We start from the raw sequence: 17,676 nt of genomic DNA on the forward strand, positions 1-17,676 counted from the left end.
GAACATTATGTGAACATTGGGCAGGGGCGTCAATGCCCTGCAATTGCCGCTTCGATGGCCGAGTGATCGATCTTGACCATCTGCTGCATCGCTTCAAAGACGCGCGCGCGCACTGCCACGTCGTCGTGGCCCAGCCCCTGCATCAGTACGCGCGGGATAACCTGCCAGCGGACACCGAACCGGTCCTTGCACCAGGAACAGGCCATCTCCGCGCCGCCGCTGGCAGTTGGCGCGTCCCAGTAGTGATCGGTTTCCTCCTGGTCCTCAGTGAAGACCTGGAACGAAACCGCGTCGGTGAATTCGGTGTTCGCGCCGCCGTTCAGGCCCATCACGTCCTGTCCCAGCAGGGTGAAGGTGACGGTGAGCACGTCACCGGCCTTCCCGCCGGGATAGTCGCCGGGGGAGTGCTCGATACTGCCGATCTCGCTGTCGGGAAACAGGCTGCAATAGAACCCGGCAGCTTCCTCCGCCGTGCCGTCGAGCCACAGGCATATCGCAAGCTTGTCGGACATTGTGCGCTAGCTCCTCCCCATCGTGAACAGCGGGGAGAACCCGCCCCACATCATGCGCATGCCGTCGAACGGCATTTCGCTGAATTCCTCTGTCCAGAACGGATCTTCGTGCATCTTCGCGGCGGCTGCGTCGCAGGTGGTCTTGTCGGGCCAGATCATCCAGCTGAAGACGATCTTTTCGTCCGGCTTGGCCTTGGTCGCCATGCGAAAATCGGTAACCTTGCCGTCGCTGACATCCTCTTCCCAGCCTTCGACGATTTCGGTCACGCCGTATTCGGCGAACTTCTCTGCCGACTTTGCCGCAATCGCCCGGTAGGCGTCCCGCTTGTCCTCCGGAACGGCAATTAGAAATCCCTGAATGTACATTTTTCCTCTCCTTTCCTGGTGCTTAAAGTTCTACCTTTTCGCTGAAATCGTCCAGTTGTGCCTGCAACGCCCGGGCGTAGGCAGGACGCGCCTTGCCGCGTTCGACGTAGTCAACCAAGTTGGCGAATTTCGTTACAGTCTCGCCCCCCACAGTCTTGAGCAGGAAAACGAGCATTATGTCGGCGATCGAAAATTCGCCCACGATCCAATCCTGCTCGCCCAGCGCGTCCGAAAGGCGCTGCAGCCGCTTCTCGGCGAGCGGGGTAAGGGAATCGACTGCCCCCGCACACCAATCCGCCTCGCCATAGAACAGCGGCATCATGCTGACGTTCCGCACGGGCGGTTCGACGGAATTGATCGACGCAAACAGCCAACTGGTAACCTTCGCCCGCCGCGCAGGATCTGCCGGCATTAGACGCTCGTCCTGTTCGCCGAGATGGAGCAGGATCGCCGCAGCCTCGAACACTTCTATTTCGCCATCGCGCAAGGCAGGTACTTGGTCGAAGGGTTGCCAGGCGACGTAATCGGGACCGCGCGGTGCTTTGGCGTCCAGCAAGTGAACCTCGTAGGAGCGACCGATTTCCTCCAAGGCCCAGCGTACGGGCAGGTCGCGAACGTTGCCCCGGGCGAAATCGGGAACCCAGTTGAACGCGGAAATGACGGTTTGTGTCGTGTGATTTTCAGTCATTGCTATCCTCCGGCAAGCGAGTCGACTTGCGCAGTCATCACGTAATGGGTTACAAAAAGCAACTATGAAGTTACAAAAAGAAACTAAAATGGCGTCACAACACGGGAAGTGGTACGGCGATGCCTGCGGTACCGCTTTCGGGCTCGAGATTTTGGGTGAACGCTGGGCCATGCTGATCGTCCGCGAACTTCTGCTCGGACCGCGGCGATTTTCCGATTTGCGCGAGGCGCTCCCCGGGATCAGTGCCAAGGTGCTGACCGAGCGGCTCGAGAACCTTGCCGGGTGGGGCGTGCTGACTCGCCACAAGCTGGCCCCGCCTGCCTCGGGGAAGGTCTACGAGTTGACCGAATGGGGCTATGCCGCCGAACCGGCCATCATGGAGCTTGGCCGCTGGGCTGCATTGTCAGCGAAGCACGATCCGCAGTTGCCGCTGTCGGCAGTGTCGCTGATGACATCGATGAAGACCATGCAGCTGCCGGTGCTGGCCGATGCTCCCGACATGCGGATCGGGATGCAGGTAGGGGCCGAAGAATTTGTGGTTTCGATCAGCGCAGGCCAGTTTGCGGCAGAGCGCGGCGCGGTGGAAGACTGTCAGGCCGTGCTGCGCGCACCTGCCGCTCCGCCGATCGCGGGCGCGCTCTATGCCGACATTCCGCTCGAAGCACTTGAAGCCGACGCCGGGTTGAAGGTGGAAGGGGACCGAGCACTGGTGGTGCGGTTTCTCGGACTGTTCGGACTGCCGCCCAAGCTCGACGCCGCCTAAACTGCCCTGTGCTCTCCGCTTGCTGCAGCGGCATCGAACATCTGCGCCTCGCGTTTGGCGATTTCACGCCATCCCTGCCGCGCATGGACCCGTTCGAGCCACGCCGCCGTGCGCGGTCGCGTGGCAACGTCCATGCCATAGGCCATGGTGCGCAATGCGCAGGCGACGGCAATGTCGGCCAGCGAAAAGTCGCCAGCCAGCCAGTCGTTGCCGGCTTGCTCTTCCAGCCAGTCGAGCAAGGGGCCAGCCTTTGCCACGGCAGCATCGGCGGCTGCGGCATTGCCTTCAACGCCCAGCAATACCGGACCGATGTGCCGGTTGAAGCCGATTGCCCGGGCATTGTCCGCCAGCAGGGTATCGGCAAATTCGTCGAACATCATCGCCCGGCCGCGCGCTCGCGGATCGGCAGGTAGCAGCGGCGGTGCCGGATGCTTGGCATCGAGGTACATGGCAATGGCAGTGGAATCGGCGAGGGCGAACCCGTCATCCTCCATTGCCGGCATCATCCGGAACGGGCTGACCGCGAGGAATTCGGGAGTCGGCCTGTGCGGCGTCGCGGGCACCAGCTCGTAGGCGAGCCCCTTTTCTTCGGCCACGACGAGCACCTTGCGAACAAAGGGGCTCGTGGGGAATCCATAGATCGTCAGCACCCTGTTCTCCCTTTTCCTTCGCACATGCTTGTTGCAGCACTGCGAGTGCCCGTCTAGGCAGCGGCGCGAGATGAACGAAATGACCGATACGCACGAATCCAGCGGCACCGTACTGGCCGCACCCGACAAGACCGTGGATGTCCGCGAGACCTTCGGGATCGACATCGACATGCAGGTGCCTGCCTTTAGCGAGGCGGACGAGCGCGTGCCCGACATCGATGATACTTACGTGTTCGATCCGGACACCACGCTGGCGATCCTGGCGGGCTTTGCCCACAACCGCCGCGTGATGATCCAGGGCTATCACGGAACCGGCAAGTCGACTCACATCGAGCAGGTCGCTGCGCGCCTCAACTGGCCAACGATCCGTATCAACCTCGACGCGCACATCAGCCGTATCGACCTTGTCGGCCGCGACGCCATCGTGCTGCGCGACGGCCTGCAGGTGACCGAATTCCGCGAAGGCCTGTTGCCCTGGGCATTGCAGCACCCGGTGGCGCTGGTGTTCGACGAATACGATGCTGGCCGCCCGGACGTCATGTTCGTGATCCAGCGCGTGCTGGAGCAAGCGGGCAAGCTCACTCTGCTGGACCAGAACCGCGTGATCCGTCCCGATCCGCACTTCCGCCTGTTCGCCACCGCCAACACGGTGGGTCTGGGCGATACCAGTGGCCTCTATCACGGCACGCAGGCGATCAACCAGGGCCAGATGGACCGCTGGAACATCGTGGTCGGCCTGAACTACCTGCCCGCCGAAACCGAGCGGGCGATTGTTGGTGCCAAGACCACGCTAGACGACAAGGTCGTGGCTGACATGATCCGCGTGGCGGACCTGACGCGCCAGGGTTTCATGAACGGCGACATCTCCACCGTCATGAGCCCGCGTACGGTCATCACCTGGGCGCAGAATACCGAGATTTTCGGCAATGCCGGCTTCGCCTTCCGCCTGTCGTTCCTCAACAAGTGCGACGAGGCCGAACGCATGCTGGTGGCCGAGTACTACCAGCGCGTGTTCGGCGAGGACCTGCCTGAAAGTGTGGTCGCAAAGGCCTAGGCCTCTGCGGAATCAACGGTTTGTCGAAGCTGCACTTGCACCCGGCGCAAAGCGGGCTAGCGGTATAGGCCTGACCAAATCGGGATTCGATTACGTGACTTACCGCATGTTCGTGGCCGCTGTCGGCCTCTTGCTGTCGCTCGGCCTGTCCGTCACCGCCGCCGCGCAGGTGGCAGTCGACGAGGCCAAGCTGGAACGCGACCTGACCATCCTTGCTGCCGACGACATGGAAGGCCGCGAGGCGGGCACGCCCGGCTATGATCGTGCTGCGGGCTATGTCGCCGGGCGCATGGCGGCGCTGGGGCTGGAACCGGGAGGGACGGACGGAACCTATTTCCAGCAGGTGCCCCTGCGCGAATACGCGCACACGGCGGAAGGCAATACGCTCGCGATCAACGGGCTGGGCGAGCTGGAATACGGCGAAGACTTCGTCCTGTCCGGTGGGCCGCGCGTCCAGAGTGGCACCTTTTCCGCGCCGCTCGTATTCATCGGCTACGGATTGCAGATGGACGGGCGCGACGACCTTGCCGGGGTAGACCTCGAAGGAGCGATTGTCGTGCGCCTGACCGGAGCGCCGGAAAACCTCGACCAGGCCGAGGTCAATCGCCAGCGTTCGACGCTTGAGCAGCGGCTCTCCGATCGCGGGGCACTGGGCGTCTTGCTGCTGCACACGCCGAAGCTGGACGAGGATTTCCCGTGGTCGCGCCTGTCGCGGATCGGGGCCAGCAGCAGGTCGATGACCTGGCTCAGCCCCGATGGCGAGGCCGAGTCCGACGAAGCAGACCTGCTGGTGACTGGCTATATCTCGCCGCATTTGAGCCGCACCCTGCTGGACGGGTTGGACTTCGACTATACCGATGTGGCCATCGCCGAAGCCACCGACGAAGCGCTGCTGCCCAGCTTCGCGATCAAGCGCCGGGCGCGCGTCAGCTTCTCGAGCGAGTTCGCAGACATCGTCTCGCCCAATGTCATCGGCCTGATCCCCGGCACCGATCCGGACCTGGCAGACCAGTACGTGGTGCTGACAGCGCACCTCGACCATGTCGGCGTGCGACCAACCGAAACGCCAGGCGATGATGAGATCTACAACGGCGCGCTCGACAATGCCGTGGGCGTTGCCTCGATGCTGGAAGTTGCGCGCCTGCTGGCGGACAACCCGCCGGCGCGGCCGGTGCTGGTGGTGGCGCTGACGGCGGAAGAGAAGGGGCTGCTCGGCTCCGCCTTCCATGCTGCCCATCCCACGGTCCCGGCCAGCCACCTGGCGGCGAACGTGAACCTCGACATGCCGGTGATCACTTACGACTTCAGCGACGTGGTGGCCTTTGGTGCGGAGCATTCCAACCTCTACCCGCAAGTGCTTGCCGCGACGGAAGAATACGGGCTGGAGGTCAGCCCCGATCCGCAGCCGGAGCAGAACTTCTTCACCCGCTCGGACCAGTATTCCTACGTCCGTGCGGGCATCCCGGCGGTCTATCTCGACCTAGGCTTCGGCAATGGCGGGGAAGAAGCGCAAGGCATCGTCTTTGCCGAGCACTATCACGAGCCTTCGGACGAGGTGGACCTGATCGACTGGCAGGCGCTCTATCGCTTCACCGGCGTGAACTACCTGATCGCGCGCAACGTGGCGAACATGGCGGAGCGACCGGCGTGGAACGCGGGAGATTTCTACGGCCTGACTTACGGCGGACCGATGCAGGACGCCGAATAGGCTCCCGAGCGGATTCTAGCGCGGCCCGGCAGCGAGCATGGGCAGCTTGTAGACCGTCATCGCCACATTGCGTTCGCCGCCCGGCGGCACCCAGTCCTCGCCTTCGGGCGTGGGCGCACCCATGGCGCCGACATAGAGCGTGCGGCGGTCCGCCCCGGCAAAGGCCAGCGTGATCGCGCGGCGTGGCACGGGGATGACGCCCAGCTTCGCCCCGTCGGGCGCGAAGACGTAGATTCCTGCATCGCCGGTGACGTAGAGCCGTCCCTCGGCATCGACGGCCATGCCGTCACCGCCGAAGCCTTCGGTATCTTCGTCGAGCGTGGCGAAAAGCGAAGTCTCGCCGCGCACCCCGTTGTCGAGTGTGATGCCCATGACATTGCGCATGTCCGTGACGTAAAGCGTGGAGCCATCCGGACTGGTGATGACGCCGTTGGTGAAGGCTTCGGGCTGGTAGACCATGGTGGTCTCGCCATCGTGGCTGATGTGCCAGAGCGCGCCCTGCGTTACCCATGCGCCGCCGTGGCCATCGGCATGGACATCGTTGAGCCGTCCCAGCGAGCTGCCGTCACCGAACTCGTCGGCAATGGTGCGGCGCTGCTCCCCCAACTGCATCAGGGCACTCGGCTGGCTGCATGTCAGCGAATTGAGGCCCGGATCGGTGCAGCCGCGTTCGATGGCCAACACGGTTCCATCTGCGGCGACCGAAACCGCACCGGCCCCCAGGACGTAAGGATATTCAACAAAGGCTTGGTCATCGGGCGTCAGCCGCCAGATCGCGTTCGACTGCTCCTGCGCGAACAGCAGGTGGCCTTCGGGCGTGACGCTCATGCCGTCAGCCGTCATCGGGCCGGACCATGCCACTTCCCATGCCGAGCCTGCTTCCAGCACGTTGTCGATGGCAGGCAGCAGCATGGCCGTGCCGTTCTCGCCGCCCATCTCGATGGTGTTGTACTCGCCGTCAAAGCCGGTGCGGTCGTTGTCCCAGTCGAACTGGATCATCCGGTCGAAACCCTCGTCGCGGACGAAGGCGACCTCCACTTCCCAGGGTTCGGTGAGCAGGACCGGGTCCTCGATCACCATCTGGCTCACCAGCCGGTCACCCTCCAGTGTGATGCGTTCGTGGTAGACGGCTTCTTCGGAGAAGGGCGGGGCGCCGTGGAAGAAATCGCTTGGCGTGGTCACCATGCGGGTTTCCACCACCAGCGTATCGCCTTCCCAGTGGCCCACGGAAGTGCCGTAGGTTGTCGGCCACATATCCAGCTCGTCCGGCATGGGGCGACCGTCGGTGTAGATGTAGCGCGCCTCGTTATAGGCGTTGATGATGATCACCTGCTCGGGCGTGATGGTGATCTGCAGCGGCGTGGCCGCGTTCATCATCATCGGGAAGCCCCAGCCGGTGGCCTTGCGCCCGCGCGAGATGGCGCGCACGTCGGCGAAACGTTGCAGCCCTTCCTCGGTCCATGGAGCATCGGCCCCTCTCAGCGCCATGAAATCGGGAATGGGTTCGCCATTCTCGATGGCCTCGGCCACCTGGGTGTTCTGCCCGCCGATGGCGGTGCCCGCCTGGAATTCGCTGACCCAGTAGCCGGGCCAGTAGGGCAATTCGGCAAAGACCTCGGCGCGGGCATCGCTCTCTTCGTGGTGGTCAGCCATGGCCGGAGTGGCGGCGGCGAGGGCGGCCAGCGAGACTGCACAGGCAAGTTTGCGAATCATCGGCGGTTGGATCCCACGGCATTGCCGTCCATGTCTGTCACGTCGAGCACGGCACCGCCGGGGCTGCCGTTGCGCAGCGGATTGATCCGCACGCGCACTTCGGACCCCGGACGCAGTGTCCGCGGACGCCAGCCGCGGGCGTAGAGATAGACCGGCGAGCCCAGCTCCAGGCTCCATTCCACCGGGTTGCCTGCCTCGTTTTCCACCACCAGCTGGATATAGGCGTGCGGGTTGCTCCACTGGAACTGTCGTACCGTGCCTTCGACCACCACTTCGCTGGTCTGATCGAACATGGCCATCGAATGGTGCGCATCGACACTCGGCGGCGCGCTGGCCACCAGGGTGGCAGCTGCCAGCCCCATCAGGATTCGCATGATGTGCTCCTGTACAAACATCCACTCCGTCCTGCGCTTGTTCATGCAGGATCTTTATCTGTCGGCTATCCTGCCATCCTCATCTGAAAAGTCATCAATCAAATTGATTGTGTCCAACACGGTGATCTTGCGGAGGGGTTGGGGGTTGCCAATATTCTTCCTCGCAATATGTGTATTGCATGGGTAAGACAGTGAAGTGAGCTTGTTCGGACGAAATCCTTTCCGGCGTGCACCGGCCACGGAACAGTGGACCGAGCGTGACCTCGCGCTCGAGAGCGCACCGTGGACTCCGCTGCACGGTCTCGACGACATCGATGCAGGCAATGCTGCAATCCCGCCAAGCCGCTATGACAGCGGCTGGCGCCGGTGGATGCCGCACCGCTTCCGCAACCGTTCGCGATGGTGGTGGTTCGGACGGTTCGTCCTGTCCTTCCTCGGCCTGTTCGTGGCCCTCGTGGCCTATCTCGCCATCACCGCGCCGCTGGACCGTTCGCTGCAGCCGATTGCCCCGCCGCAGATTACCCTGCTGGCGGCAGACGGCACGCCGATCGCCCGCAATGGCGCAGTGGTGGACGAACCGGTGCAAGTCGCTGACCTGCCGGAGCACGTGATCCAGCCCTTCCTCGCCATCGAGGACCGGCGGTTCTACGATCACTGGGGCGTCGACCCGCGCGGCGTGACGCGGGCGGCGTTCACGGGCGTGGGTGGCGGTTCCACCATCACCCAGCAGCTGGCAAAGTTCACCTTCCTGACGCCCGAGCGCACGCTGACCCGCAAGGCGCGGGAGATGCTGATCGCCTTCTGGCTGGAGGCCTGGCTGACCAAGGACGAGATCCTCGAACGTTACCTGTCCAACGCCTATTTCGGTGACAATATGTACGGCCTGCGCGCGGCCAGCCTGCACTACTTTTATCGCCAGCCGGAGAACCTGCGCGCCGAACAGGCAGCCATGCTGGCGGGCCTGTTGCAGGCACCCAGCCGCCTTGCGCCCACCCGCAATCCGGACCTGGCTGCGCGACGCTTCCAGCTGGTGAAGAACGCCATGGTTGCCGCCGGGTACCTGACGCAGGAAGAGGCGGACGCCATGCAGGTGCCCACACTCGACGTGCGCACCCGCAACGACTTGCCCACCGGCACCTATTTCGCGGACTGGGCGCTCCCTACTGCCCGCGCGCAGAGCGAGGTCAGCTATTCGCGCCAGACGATCACCACCACGCTCGATTCGAACCTGCAGGCCGCCGCCCGCCGCGCGGTAGAACGTGCCCCGCTGGGCGGGGCGCAAGTGGCGCTGGTGGCCATGCGACCGAATGGCGAGGTCGTGGCGATGATCGGCGGCACCGATTACGCCGAAACACCGTTCAACCGCGCGACACAGGCGCGCCGCCAGCCCGGTTCCACTTTCAAGCTGTTCGTCTACCTCGCTGCCCTGCGCAACGGCTGGAGCCCGGACGATGTGATCGCCAATACCGAGTTCACCGAGGGCTCCTACCGCCCGAGCAATTCCAATGGCCGATACTCCGAGACGATCACGCTGCGCGAAGCCTTCGCCCGGTCGTCCAACGTCGCCGCGGTGCGGCTGTTCAACGAGGTTGGCAGCGAGGCGGTGATCGAGACCGCGCGCGATCTTGGCGTGATTTCCCCGCTGACAGCTGGCGATCCCTCGATGGCGCTGGGCACCAGCACCATGACCCTGCTGGAACTGACCGCGGCCTATGCCGGGGTGGCCGGCAACACCTATCCGGTAACGCCGCATGCCTTCGTGGAAGAGGAGCAAGGCTGGCTCGAATGGCTGTTCAGCAGCGAGAGCAGCCTCAATTCCAGCGACCACCGCGAGATCGAGGAAATGTTGCGCGCCGCCGTGAACGAGGGCACCGGGCGCGCCGCCATGCTGTCGATCGCCAACTACGGCAAGACCGGCACCACGCAGGACAACCGCGACGCGCTGTTCGTCGGCTATGCGGGCGAGGGCGAGGACATGCTGGTGGTGGGTGTCTGGGTCGGCAATGACGACAATTCACCGCTGGACGGTGTTTCCGGCGGTGGCTTGCCCGCGCGCATCTGGCGCGACTTCATGCGCTCGGCGCTGGGCCAGTCGGTCGCTCCGCCGCGGCCCATCCCGAGCCCCGATCCCAGCGGTCCGGTGCAGCCGCAGGACGTGCCGGACCTGCAGGACATCCCCCTTGGCGATGGGCGCCGCCTGATCATCCGTGATGGCGAGGCCGTGTTCGTGACCGACGTGGACGGTGTTCCGGTCGAGGTCGGCGTGCGTGAAGGTGACATCTCGCTCAGCGTCGACGAAGAGGCAATCCGGCAAAAGCTGGAGGAAGAGCTGAACGGCGCGGGGCCGTGATCCGCGGCTAAGGCGTCACGAGATACTTCTCGCCGGTCGCCATCTGCGCATAGTCCATCATGGCGTCCTTCGTCAGCATTTCTTCGAGACTTACCCGCGACTTGTAGCTGCTGGCGAAAGTGGTCTTGAGGCCGCTGACAACGCGCTGGCGCATGCCGATCAGGGTGGGCATGTCGCAGCTATTCAGGAACGGCATCAGTAGCCAGCCGGACACGGTCCAGCCGAAGCCGTAGCTGGGCGTCAGGATCGTGGGCGACATGTCGAGGCGGCCGTAGATGTACATCTTCTTCGGCTGGTCGGAGCCGTAGCGGCTGTATTCGGTCAGCTTGGCCGCGGCGACGCGTTCCATCGAGCGCAGGCAGGTGTCGGTCATGCGTCCGCCGCCGATGGGATCGAAACCGAGGAAGGCGCCGGTATCGGCAATCGCCTTGACCAGCTGCGCTTCGAAATCCTCGTCAGAGGAATTGACCACGTGGGCCGCGCCCTGGCCCTTCAGCAGGTCTGCCTGCTCTTTCTTGCGCACCACGTTCACCAGCCCCATGTCGTCTTCCTGGCAGATGCGATTGAGCATCTGGCCAAGGTTCGATGCAGCGGCAGCGTGGATGATCGCCTCGTTGCCCTCGCGCTTGGCGGTCTCCACAAAACCCAGTGAAGTCATGGGGTTGACGAAGGAGCTTGCGCCTTCTTCGCAGGTGTGGTCGCCCAGCGGGATGCACATCATGGCGTCGGCCAAGGCATATTCGCTGTAGGCATTGCCGGGGACGCATGCGACGCGCTGGCCCATCAGCGCCTGCGCCATCTCGCCGTCGCCCGCCGCCACGACCACGCCCGCACCTTCGTTGCCGACGGTCTGCGGCTTGCCGTGGCGACCGGCCTGCGCTGCCACCAGCGGCGGAGCGACCTTGGCGACGACCTTGCCGGGCGAGTAATCGGCATTGGCGAGGTCCACGCCGGTGGTCATCAGGATCAGGTCAGACGGATTGATGGGCGCGGCTTCCATCTTCACCAGCACCTGGTTGCCAGTGGGATCGGGAAAGTCCTTTTCCTCCAGCTCCAGCGTCAATTGCCCGTCGGCGGTAAGGGTCGAGATTAGCTGGCGTCCGGTGGTCATGGTCTTCCTCTCCTATTCTTCGTCAGGATAACGCGCCGCGACGAAATACAAACCCTCTGGCGGGGCATTGAGGCCGAGCGCGGAGCGATCCTGTGCTTCCAACGCCTCAGCCACCTGTTCTATCCGCCAGGTTCCCTGGCCGACCAGCGCGAGGCAGCCGACCATCGAGCGGACCTGGTGGTGCAGGAAGGAGCGCGCGGCGGCGCGGATCAGCACGGCATCGCCCTCGCGGCTGACATCTAGCCGGTCGAGCGTCTTTACCGCGCTGGCCGACTGGCAGTGTGCGCTGCGGAAGGTGGTGAAATCGTGCTGTCCGACCAGCGCCTGCGCGGCTTCGTGCATGGCTTCGGCGTCGAGCGGCTTGGCGACATGCCAGGCGCGGCCCTTCTCCAGCGTCAGCGGCGCGCGGCGGTTGCGGATGCGGTATTCATAGCTGCGCCCGAGGCAGGAGAAACGCGCGTGCCAGTCATCGGGCTTCACCTCGCAGGCGATCACCGCAACGGGATCGGGCCGCAAGTGCGCGTTGAGCGCCTCCATCAGGCGGAAGGGTTCGATCTGCTTCGCGATATCGACATGGCTGCGCATGGCGAGGGCGTGGACGCCGGAGTCGGTGCGCCCGGCGCTGTGCAGGGTGACCTGTTCACCCGTCACCGCATGGGCGGCTTCCTCGATGCTCTGCTGGACGCTGGGGCCGTTCTCCTGCCGTTGCAGGCCGAAGAAGGGGCCGCCGTCGAATTCGATGGTGAGGGCGAAACGGGTCATGCGATCACGCTGCCCTTGGCGACCGGATTGCCGCGCAGGAAGTCTGCCAGCGCCATGGCCGGCCTGCCTGCGCGTTGCAGGATGACGGGGCGGATCGCGCCCTCTCCGCACGTAATCGTCAGTCGGTCGTTGATCACCGTGCCGGGAGCGCCCTGGCCCTCCACCAGTTCCGCGCGCAACAGCTTGATGCGGGAACCATCCAGCTCGAACCACGCGCCGGGGAAGGGCGAAAAGGCGCGTACTTCGCGTTCCAGGATGGCGGCGGGTTTGGTGAAGTCGAGCCGCGCCTCGGCCTTGTCGATCTTCGGCGCGTAAGTCGCCAGCGCATCGTCCTGCGGCCGGGCTTGCAGGGTGGGAAGGGCGGCCAGCGCCTCCACCATCAGGCTCGCACCAAGTTCGGCCAGTTCGTCATGCAGTTCGCCGGTGGTCTTGCCATTGATGGGCGTGGCGGCCTTCATCAGCATTGGGCCTGTATCGAGTCCGAGCTCCATCTGCATGATGGTGACGCCCGTCTGCGCATCGCCTGCCTGGATCGCCCGGTGGATCGGTGCCGCCCCGCGCCAGCGCGGCAGCAAGGAGCCGTGGACGTTGAGGCAGCCGAATTTCGGCGCGTCCAGCACGGCTTGCGGCAGCAGCAGCCCATAGGCAGCGACCACGGCGACATCGGCCTCCAGCGCGGCGAAAGCGGCTTGCTCGTCCTCGCCCTTCAGGCTGACGGGATGGCGCACTTCGATCCCGAGTTCCAGCGCGCGGGCGTGGACGGGCGAAGGGCGTTCCTGCTTGCCCCGGCCCGATCGGCTGGGCGGCTGGCTGTAGACCGCCGCCACGTCGTGCCCCGCTTCGACCAGCGCATCCAGCGTCGGTACGGCGAAATCGGGCGTTCCCATGAAGATGAGGCGCATTGCCAGCCTTCCTATTCTCTGCGCGCGGCCCTATCTGGCGAGGGATGGCATCGCAAGAGATCGAAAACCTCGCCGCCGCCCTGGCGCGCCTGCCGGGCCTCGGACCGCGCTCGGCGCGAAGGGCGGTGCTGTGGCTGGTCAAGCACCGCGAGACCGCGCTCAAGCAAGTGCTTGATGCGCTGGGTGCGGTACGGGACAAGCTGGTGGAATGCGAGACCTGCGGCAACGTCGACACGCAGAACCCGTGCACGGTCTGCGCCGACCCGCGCCGCGATACCAAGGCGATCTGCGTGGTCGAGGACGTGGCGGACCTGTGGGCGCTGGACCGCGCGCGGCTGTTTACCGGAAAGTATCACGTGCTGGGCGGACGGCTGTCCGCGCTCGATGGCGTGCGGCCCGAAGACCTTGCCATCGACAGCCTGTTGGGCCGTGTCGAGGCGGGCGGGGTTGACGAGGTCGTGCTGGCGATGAATGCCACGCTCGAAGGCCAGACCACCGCGCACTACATCGCCGAGCGGCTCGAAGGGCACCCCGTGCGCATCACCCAGCTGGCGCACGGCCTGCCGGTGGGCGGTGAACTGGATTACCTCGACGAAGGAACGCTGGCCCAGGCGCTGCGGGCGCGGAGGCCACTGGGATGAGTTTCGGCAAATCGCTTGTCGTCGCCTTGATCCTGGCGGCCCCGCTCGGCTGGTTCATGCACGGTGCGATGATGAGCACGGGGAACAACGGCGAATTCGTCGATCCGGCAACGGGGAACTTTACCGGCTATTACTATCAGGTGCTGGGCGTCTGGATGGCGTTGATCGTCCTCCCGGTGACCGCAGTACTGGCGCTGATCGGTGTGGTCCGCCGTCGCCGAGATTGATGACGAGATTGATTCCGGCGCACCTCGCTCCTAAATGTCCCTCATGGCTATTCGCGAAATCCTGGAAGCGCCGGATCCCCGGCTCAAAGTTGTGTCCGCTCCCGTCGAGACGTTCGACGACGAGCTCAAGACGCTCGTCGAAGACATGTTCGAGACCATGTACGCCGCGCACGGCATCGGCCTTGCCGCCATCCAGGTGGGTGAACCACTGCGCCTGCTGGTCATCGACCTGCAGGAGGAAGACCCCGATGCAGAGCCGGAAGAATGTGACCACGACGGCACGCATCACACGCACCAGCCGGTGATCAACGATCCGCGCGTCTTCGTGAACCCGGAGATCCTCGATCCCTCGGACGACCTCAAGACCTACCAGGAAGGTTGCCTGTCGGTGCCGGACATCTTCGCCGACGTCGAACGCCCGGCCCAGTGCCGCGTGCGCTGGCAGGATCTCGAAGGCAACCAGCACGAGGAAGAGATGACCGGCATGCTGGCCGTCTGCATCCAGCACGAGATGGACCACCTCAACGGCATCCTCTTCATCGACCACCTCAGCCGCCTGAAGCGGTCGATGGCGCTGAAGAAGCTGGAAAAGGCGCGCAAGGCAGCGTGATCGGCTAGTCTCCTGCCCGGATAATGATTCGGGGAGGGAATTCATGAAGTTTCGCCACGTTATTGCTGTCGGCGCGCTGGCGCTGGCGGGCTGCGAACAGGCCGGCGGTGAGCAGGACGAAGCTGGCATCGCGGATGAGCAGGCGCAGCTGGAAGCGAACAAGCAACTGGTGCTCGACATGTGGCACGAGGTTCTCAACGGCCAGAATTTCGATGCTGCCCGGGAGTACATTTCGCCCGACTATATCCAGCACAGCCCGGGCATCGAAGGCGGCCTCGACGGCCTGATCGACTATCTCAAGACGTCGCGCCCGGATGCCGAGCCGCTCGAACCGGGCACCTACCCGCTAACCGAATTCGAATTCGTACTGGCCGAGGGCGACCTCGTGCAGTTGATGCACCAGCGTCAATTGCCCAGCCGCGACGATCCCGACACGCTGGTTCCAGTCTGGTGGTACGATACTTACCGTATCGAGGACGGGATGATCGTCGAACACTGGGATTCGATCCACCGATAGAGGGCGACCTCAAACGTTCGACCTTGGAGGGGGACCTATGGGTATTCGTATCGCGATTGCTGCCGGCGCATTGGCGCTGGCGGGCTGCAATGACACGGAGGCGCTGGAAAGCCGGGTGCTGGAACTGGAAGACCAACTCGCCATCCAGCGGGTGATCACCGACTATTCCGCCCATCTCGATGCGCGCGATTACGATGGCTACGTCGGCCTGTTCACCGAGGACGGGGTCTGGGCCAACGGCAACACCCGGCGCGAGGGGCAGGACGAGATCCGCGAAATGCTGACGGGCTTGTTCGGCGAAGTGCCGGACGATTTCGTCAACACCAGCAGCTTCCACCAGATCAGCAATTTCGAGATCGATGTCGAGGGCGATACGGCGAGCGCGAAATCGCGCTTCATCTTCGTGATGCGCGGCGAAGGTGGGGCACCGACCAACGAATTGTCCGGCCAGTACCATGACCGGCTGGTGCGCACCGAAGATGGCTGGAAGATCGCCGAGCGCGTCGATCACACGGTAATGCCCACGAGCGAGGAATGGGTGGCCGAAGTCGCAAGCTGGGGCGCCAACACGCTGGAAGACTAGACCGGCAAAAGAAAAGGGCCGCCTCCCGGGGGAGACGACCCTTAGCGTTCAGGCGGGCGCGAGATGGAAGGGGCGTCCGCCCGGTTGTTCGCCTAGAACAGGCCTTCGATCTGGCCGTTCTCGTCGAGGTAGATGTTCTCGGCACTCGGTACCTTGGGCAGGCCCGGCATGGTCATGATGCCGCCGGCAATCGCGACGATGAACCCGGCACCGGCCGACAGACGCACTTCGTTGATCTCGACCACGTGATCTTCCGGCGCGCCGAGCGCGGTCGGGTCGGTGGAGAAGCTGTACTGCGTCTTCGCCATGCAGACGGGATAGTTGGCGTAGCCCATCTCTTCCCACTGCTTCAGCTGCTTGCGGATTGCAGGCGAAATGCTGACCTCGCCGGCGCGGTAGATCTCGGTGGCAACCGTGGTGATCTTGTCGGCGAGCGGCATGTCCGAGGGGTAGAGCTGGTCGAAGTCGCGAGCACCGGCATCGGCCTTGGCAGCCACGATGCGGGCCAGTTCCTCGGCACCGGCACCACCTTCGGCCCAGTGCTTGCAGACCACGGCGTCAGCGCCGTACTCGGCAGCCATTTCCTCGATCACGGCGATTTCGGCATCGGTATCGAGATAGAAGTGGTTGATGGCGATGGTCGGCGTGATGCCGAACTTCTTGAGGTTTTCGATGTGGCGCTTGAGGTTCACCGAACCGGCGCGCACGGCTTCGACGTTCTCACCCTTGGTCAGCTCGTTCTTGGGCACGCCGCCGTTCATCTTCAGCGAGCGCACGGTCGCGACCAGCACGATGGCGTTGGGCTTCAGGCCGGCGAGGCGGCACTTGATGTCCATGAACTTCTCGGCACCGAGGTCGGCACCGAAACCCGCTTCGGTCACGGTGTAGTCGGCCATCTTCAGCGCGGTCTTGGTGGCGATCACCGAGTTGCAGCCGTGGGCGATGTTGGCGAAGGGGCCGCCGTGCAGGAAGGCCGGGCGGTTTTCCAGCGTCTGCACCAGGTTGGGCAGGATGGCATCCTTCAGCAGCACGGTCATGGCGCTGTCGGCCTTGATGTCGCGGCAATAGACCGGCTCTTTCTTGCGGGTGTAGCCGATGATGATGTCACCAAGGCGCTTCTGCAGGTCGGCCAGGTCGCTGGCGAGGCACAGGATGGCCATGATTTCGGAAGCTACGGTGATGTCGAAGCCGCTTTCACGCGGGAAACCGTTGGCGATGCCGCCCAGCGGGCCGACGATCTGGCGCAGGGCGCGGTCGTTCATGTCGAGCACGCGCTTCCAGGTGACGCGGCGCACGTCGATGTCGTTCGGGTTGCCCCAGTAGATCGAGTTGTCGATCATGGCCGAGAGCAGGTTGTGCGCGCTCGTGATGGCGTGGAAGTCGCCGGTAAAGTGCAGGTTGATCTCGTCCATCGGCATGACCTGCGACTTGCCGCCGCCGGCACCGCCGCCCTTCATGCCGAAGCAAGGGCCGAGCGAGGGTTCGCGCAGGCACAGCATGGTCTTCTTGCCGATGCGGTGCAGCGCGTCCGACAGGCCGACCGAAGTCGTGGTCTTGCCTTCGCCTGCCGGGGTGGGATTGATCGCGGTGACGAGGATCAGCTTGCCGTTGGGATTGTCGGGCAGCTGGGCCGTGTCGACCTTGGCCTTGTACTTGCCGTAGGGGATCAGCGCATCGTCCGGGATGCCCGCGTTCTTGGCAACGTCGGTGATCGGGATGAGGGTGGCCTGGCGGGCAATCTCGATATCAGTGGGCATGCGTGATCCTCTCTCTGGTGCGCGAGCGACTCTATCGCGCCTATATTTCACAATCGCGAAAACTTCGCAAATCTGAATTGTATGTATCGCATACAATCGCGGAAAGCGAGTCTCAAGCGCAATTTGGTGGCTGGAAGAACCGTTGTCAGTGGACAATGGTCACGGGCGCTTGCGTTGCCTATTCGTTCTCGTATTATCGCGTGGTCTCATACATTGGGCGCCCGAGACAAAGTCGTAGCCCCGAGTCGATCAAGCGTTCCATTTCGCTGAAGCGTTGCCCTCACTTGAGAAAGCGCGTTCTACGCGATGTTCGATGTCTTCCCGGACCGATGACTAGCCCCTGACACAAGGAGGCTGCCGTGGAAACTCGGCTCCACTCAACGTGTCA

Annotated in this window: 19 protein-coding genes; 9 read left to right on the plus strand and 10 right to left on the minus strand. The window is 64.0% G+C overall.

Translation table 11 applies throughout. The features are described from left to right. Nucleotides 1-29: 29 nt before the first annotated feature. From AAEO60_RS03755 to AAEO60_RS03765, 3 genes are read right to left on the minus strand one after another with little or no spacing between them, the layout of a single operon-like run. The gene (locus AAEO60_RS03755) at nucleotides 30-512 is read right to left on the minus strand and encodes a VOC family protein (protein WP_341672305.1); all 483 of its coding nucleotides are present in this window, start codon (nucleotides 510-512) and stop codon (nucleotides 30-32) included. A 6-nt stretch (nucleotides 513-518) separates the two neighbouring features. Continuing rightward, nucleotides 519-878 (minus strand): DUF1428 domain-containing protein, encoded by a 360-nt coding sequence (locus tag AAEO60_RS03760; RefSeq protein ID WP_341672306.1) that lies wholly within the window; start codon nucleotides 876-878, stop codon nucleotides 519-521. 22 nt (nucleotides 879-900) lie between these two features. Next, nucleotides 901-1,566: a glutathione S-transferase family protein gene (locus tag AAEO60_RS03765; RefSeq protein WP_341672307.1), complete on the minus strand. Its 666-nt coding sequence runs from the start codon at nucleotides 1,564-1,566 to the stop codon at nucleotides 901-903. A gap of 88 nt (nucleotides 1,567-1,654) precedes the next feature. On the opposite strand from AAEO60_RS03765, the gene AAEO60_RS03770 reads away from it, so the two are divergent. Next, the gene (locus AAEO60_RS03770) at nucleotides 1,655-2,329 is read left to right on the plus strand and encodes a winged helix-turn-helix transcriptional regulator (RefSeq protein WP_341672308.1); all 675 of its coding nucleotides are present in this window, start codon (nucleotides 1,655-1,657) and stop codon (nucleotides 2,327-2,329) included. Here AAEO60_RS03770 and AAEO60_RS03775 read toward each other — a convergent pair. Further along, entirely contained in the window at nucleotides 2,326-2,979 is a 654-nt protein-coding gene (locus tag AAEO60_RS03775; RefSeq protein WP_341672309.1) for a glutathione S-transferase family protein, read from the minus strand. The two genes, AAEO60_RS03770 and AAEO60_RS03775, sit on opposite strands and share 4 nt — an antisense overlap. Before the next feature lie 70 nt (nucleotides 2,980-3,049). On the opposite strand from AAEO60_RS03775, the gene cobS reads away from it, so the two are divergent. Both cobS and AAEO60_RS03785 read left to right on the plus strand, forming a co-directional pair. Beyond that, on the plus strand, nucleotides 3,050-4,033 hold the full coding sequence (cobS, locus tag AAEO60_RS03780) for a cobaltochelatase subunit CobS (protein ID WP_341672310.1): 984 nt from the start codon (nucleotides 3,050-3,052) through the stop codon (nucleotides 4,031-4,033). A gap of 94 nt (nucleotides 4,034-4,127) precedes the next feature. After that, on the plus strand, nucleotides 4,128-5,741 hold the full coding sequence (locus AAEO60_RS03785) for a M28 family peptidase (RefSeq protein ID WP_341672311.1): 1,614 nt from the start codon (nucleotides 4,128-4,130) through the stop codon (nucleotides 5,739-5,741). Between the two features lie 15 nt (nucleotides 5,742-5,756). Here AAEO60_RS03785 and AAEO60_RS03790 read toward each other — a convergent pair whose 3' ends face one another. Both AAEO60_RS03790 and AAEO60_RS03795 read right to left on the minus strand, forming a co-directional pair. Then, nucleotides 5,757-7,454: an SMP-30/gluconolactonase/LRE family protein gene (locus tag AAEO60_RS03790; RefSeq protein ID WP_341672312.1), complete on the minus strand. Its 1,698-nt coding sequence runs from the start codon at nucleotides 7,452-7,454 to the stop codon at nucleotides 5,757-5,759. Beyond that, the gene (locus AAEO60_RS03795) at nucleotides 7,451-7,828 is read right to left on the minus strand and encodes a DUF6152 family protein (protein ID WP_341672313.1); all 378 of its coding nucleotides are present in this window, start codon (nucleotides 7,826-7,828) and stop codon (nucleotides 7,451-7,453) included. The genes AAEO60_RS03790 and AAEO60_RS03795 overlap by 4 nt, the downstream gene beginning before the upstream one ends. Nucleotides 7,829-8,159: 331 nt before the next feature. On the opposite strand from AAEO60_RS03795, the gene AAEO60_RS03800 reads away from it, so the two are divergent. Continuing rightward, nucleotides 8,160-10,178 carry a transglycosylase domain-containing protein gene (locus AAEO60_RS03800; RefSeq protein WP_423970134.1) on the plus strand — a complete coding sequence of 673 codons (2,019 nt, stop codon included), beginning with the start codon at nucleotides 8,160-8,162 and terminating at the stop codon, nucleotides 10,176-10,178. Nucleotides 10,179-10,185: 7 nt separating this feature from the next. On the opposite strand, the gene AAEO60_RS03805 is transcribed toward AAEO60_RS03800, so the two are convergent. From AAEO60_RS03805 to fmt, 3 genes are read right to left on the minus strand one after another with little or no spacing between them, the layout of a single operon-like run. Continuing rightward, nucleotides 10,186-11,289 (minus strand): zinc-binding dehydrogenase, encoded by a 1,104-nt coding sequence (locus tag AAEO60_RS03805; RefSeq protein ID WP_341672315.1) that lies wholly within the window; start codon nucleotides 11,287-11,289, stop codon nucleotides 10,186-10,188. Nucleotides 11,290-11,301: 12 nt separating this feature from the next. After that, complete coding sequence (truA, locus tag AAEO60_RS03810; RefSeq protein WP_341672316.1) at nucleotides 11,302-12,051, minus strand: tRNA pseudouridine(38-40) synthase TruA; 750 nt, start codon at nucleotides 12,049-12,051, stop codon at nucleotides 11,302-11,304. Next, nucleotides 12,048-12,953: a methionyl-tRNA formyltransferase gene (fmt, locus tag AAEO60_RS03815; RefSeq protein ID WP_341672317.1), complete on the minus strand. Its 906-nt coding sequence runs from the start codon at nucleotides 12,951-12,953 to the stop codon at nucleotides 12,048-12,050. Before fmt ends, truA begins: the two co-directional genes overlap by 4 nt. Nucleotides 12,954-12,997: 44 nt before the next feature. On the opposite strand from fmt, the gene recR reads away from it, so the two are divergent. From recR to AAEO60_RS03840, 5 genes are read left to right on the plus strand one after another with little or no spacing between them, the layout of a single operon-like run. Continuing rightward, nucleotides 12,998-13,594: a recombination mediator RecR gene (gene recR / locus AAEO60_RS03820; protein WP_341672318.1), complete on the plus strand. Its 597-nt coding sequence runs from the start codon at nucleotides 12,998-13,000 to the stop codon at nucleotides 13,592-13,594. Next, nucleotides 13,591-13,821: a hypothetical protein gene (locus AAEO60_RS03825; RefSeq protein ID WP_341672319.1), complete on the plus strand. Its 231-nt coding sequence runs from the start codon at nucleotides 13,591-13,593 to the stop codon at nucleotides 13,819-13,821. Before recR ends, AAEO60_RS03825 begins: the two co-directional genes overlap by 4 nt. Nucleotides 13,822-13,864: 43 nt before the next feature. After that, nucleotides 13,865-14,431, plus strand: a complete 567-nt coding sequence (locus AAEO60_RS03830; protein WP_341672320.1) for a peptide deformylase — start codon at nucleotides 13,865-13,867, stop codon at nucleotides 14,429-14,431. Nucleotides 14,432-14,474: 43 nt separating this feature from the next. Then, entirely contained in the window at nucleotides 14,475-14,948 is a 474-nt protein-coding gene (locus AAEO60_RS03835) for a nuclear transport factor 2 family protein (RefSeq protein WP_341672321.1), read from the plus strand. Between the two features lie 37 nt (nucleotides 14,949-14,985). After that, the gene (locus AAEO60_RS03840; RefSeq protein WP_341672322.1) at nucleotides 14,986-15,531 is read left to right on the plus strand and encodes a nuclear transport factor 2 family protein; all 546 of its coding nucleotides are present in this window, start codon (nucleotides 14,986-14,988) and stop codon (nucleotides 15,529-15,531) included. 92 nt (nucleotides 15,532-15,623) lie between these two features. Here the strand turns inward: AAEO60_RS03840 and AAEO60_RS03845 are convergent, their stop codons facing one another. Further along, nucleotides 15,624-17,288, minus strand: a complete 1,665-nt coding sequence (locus AAEO60_RS03845; protein WP_341672323.1) for a formate--tetrahydrofolate ligase — start codon at nucleotides 17,286-17,288, stop codon at nucleotides 15,624-15,626. Nucleotides 17,289-17,676: the final 388 nt, after the last annotated feature.

It is taken from the genome of Aurantiacibacter gilvus (assembly GCF_038289935.1).
Taxonomy (GTDB): Bacteria; Pseudomonadota; Alphaproteobacteria; order Sphingomonadales; family Sphingomonadaceae; genus Alteraurantiacibacter; species Alteraurantiacibacter gilvus.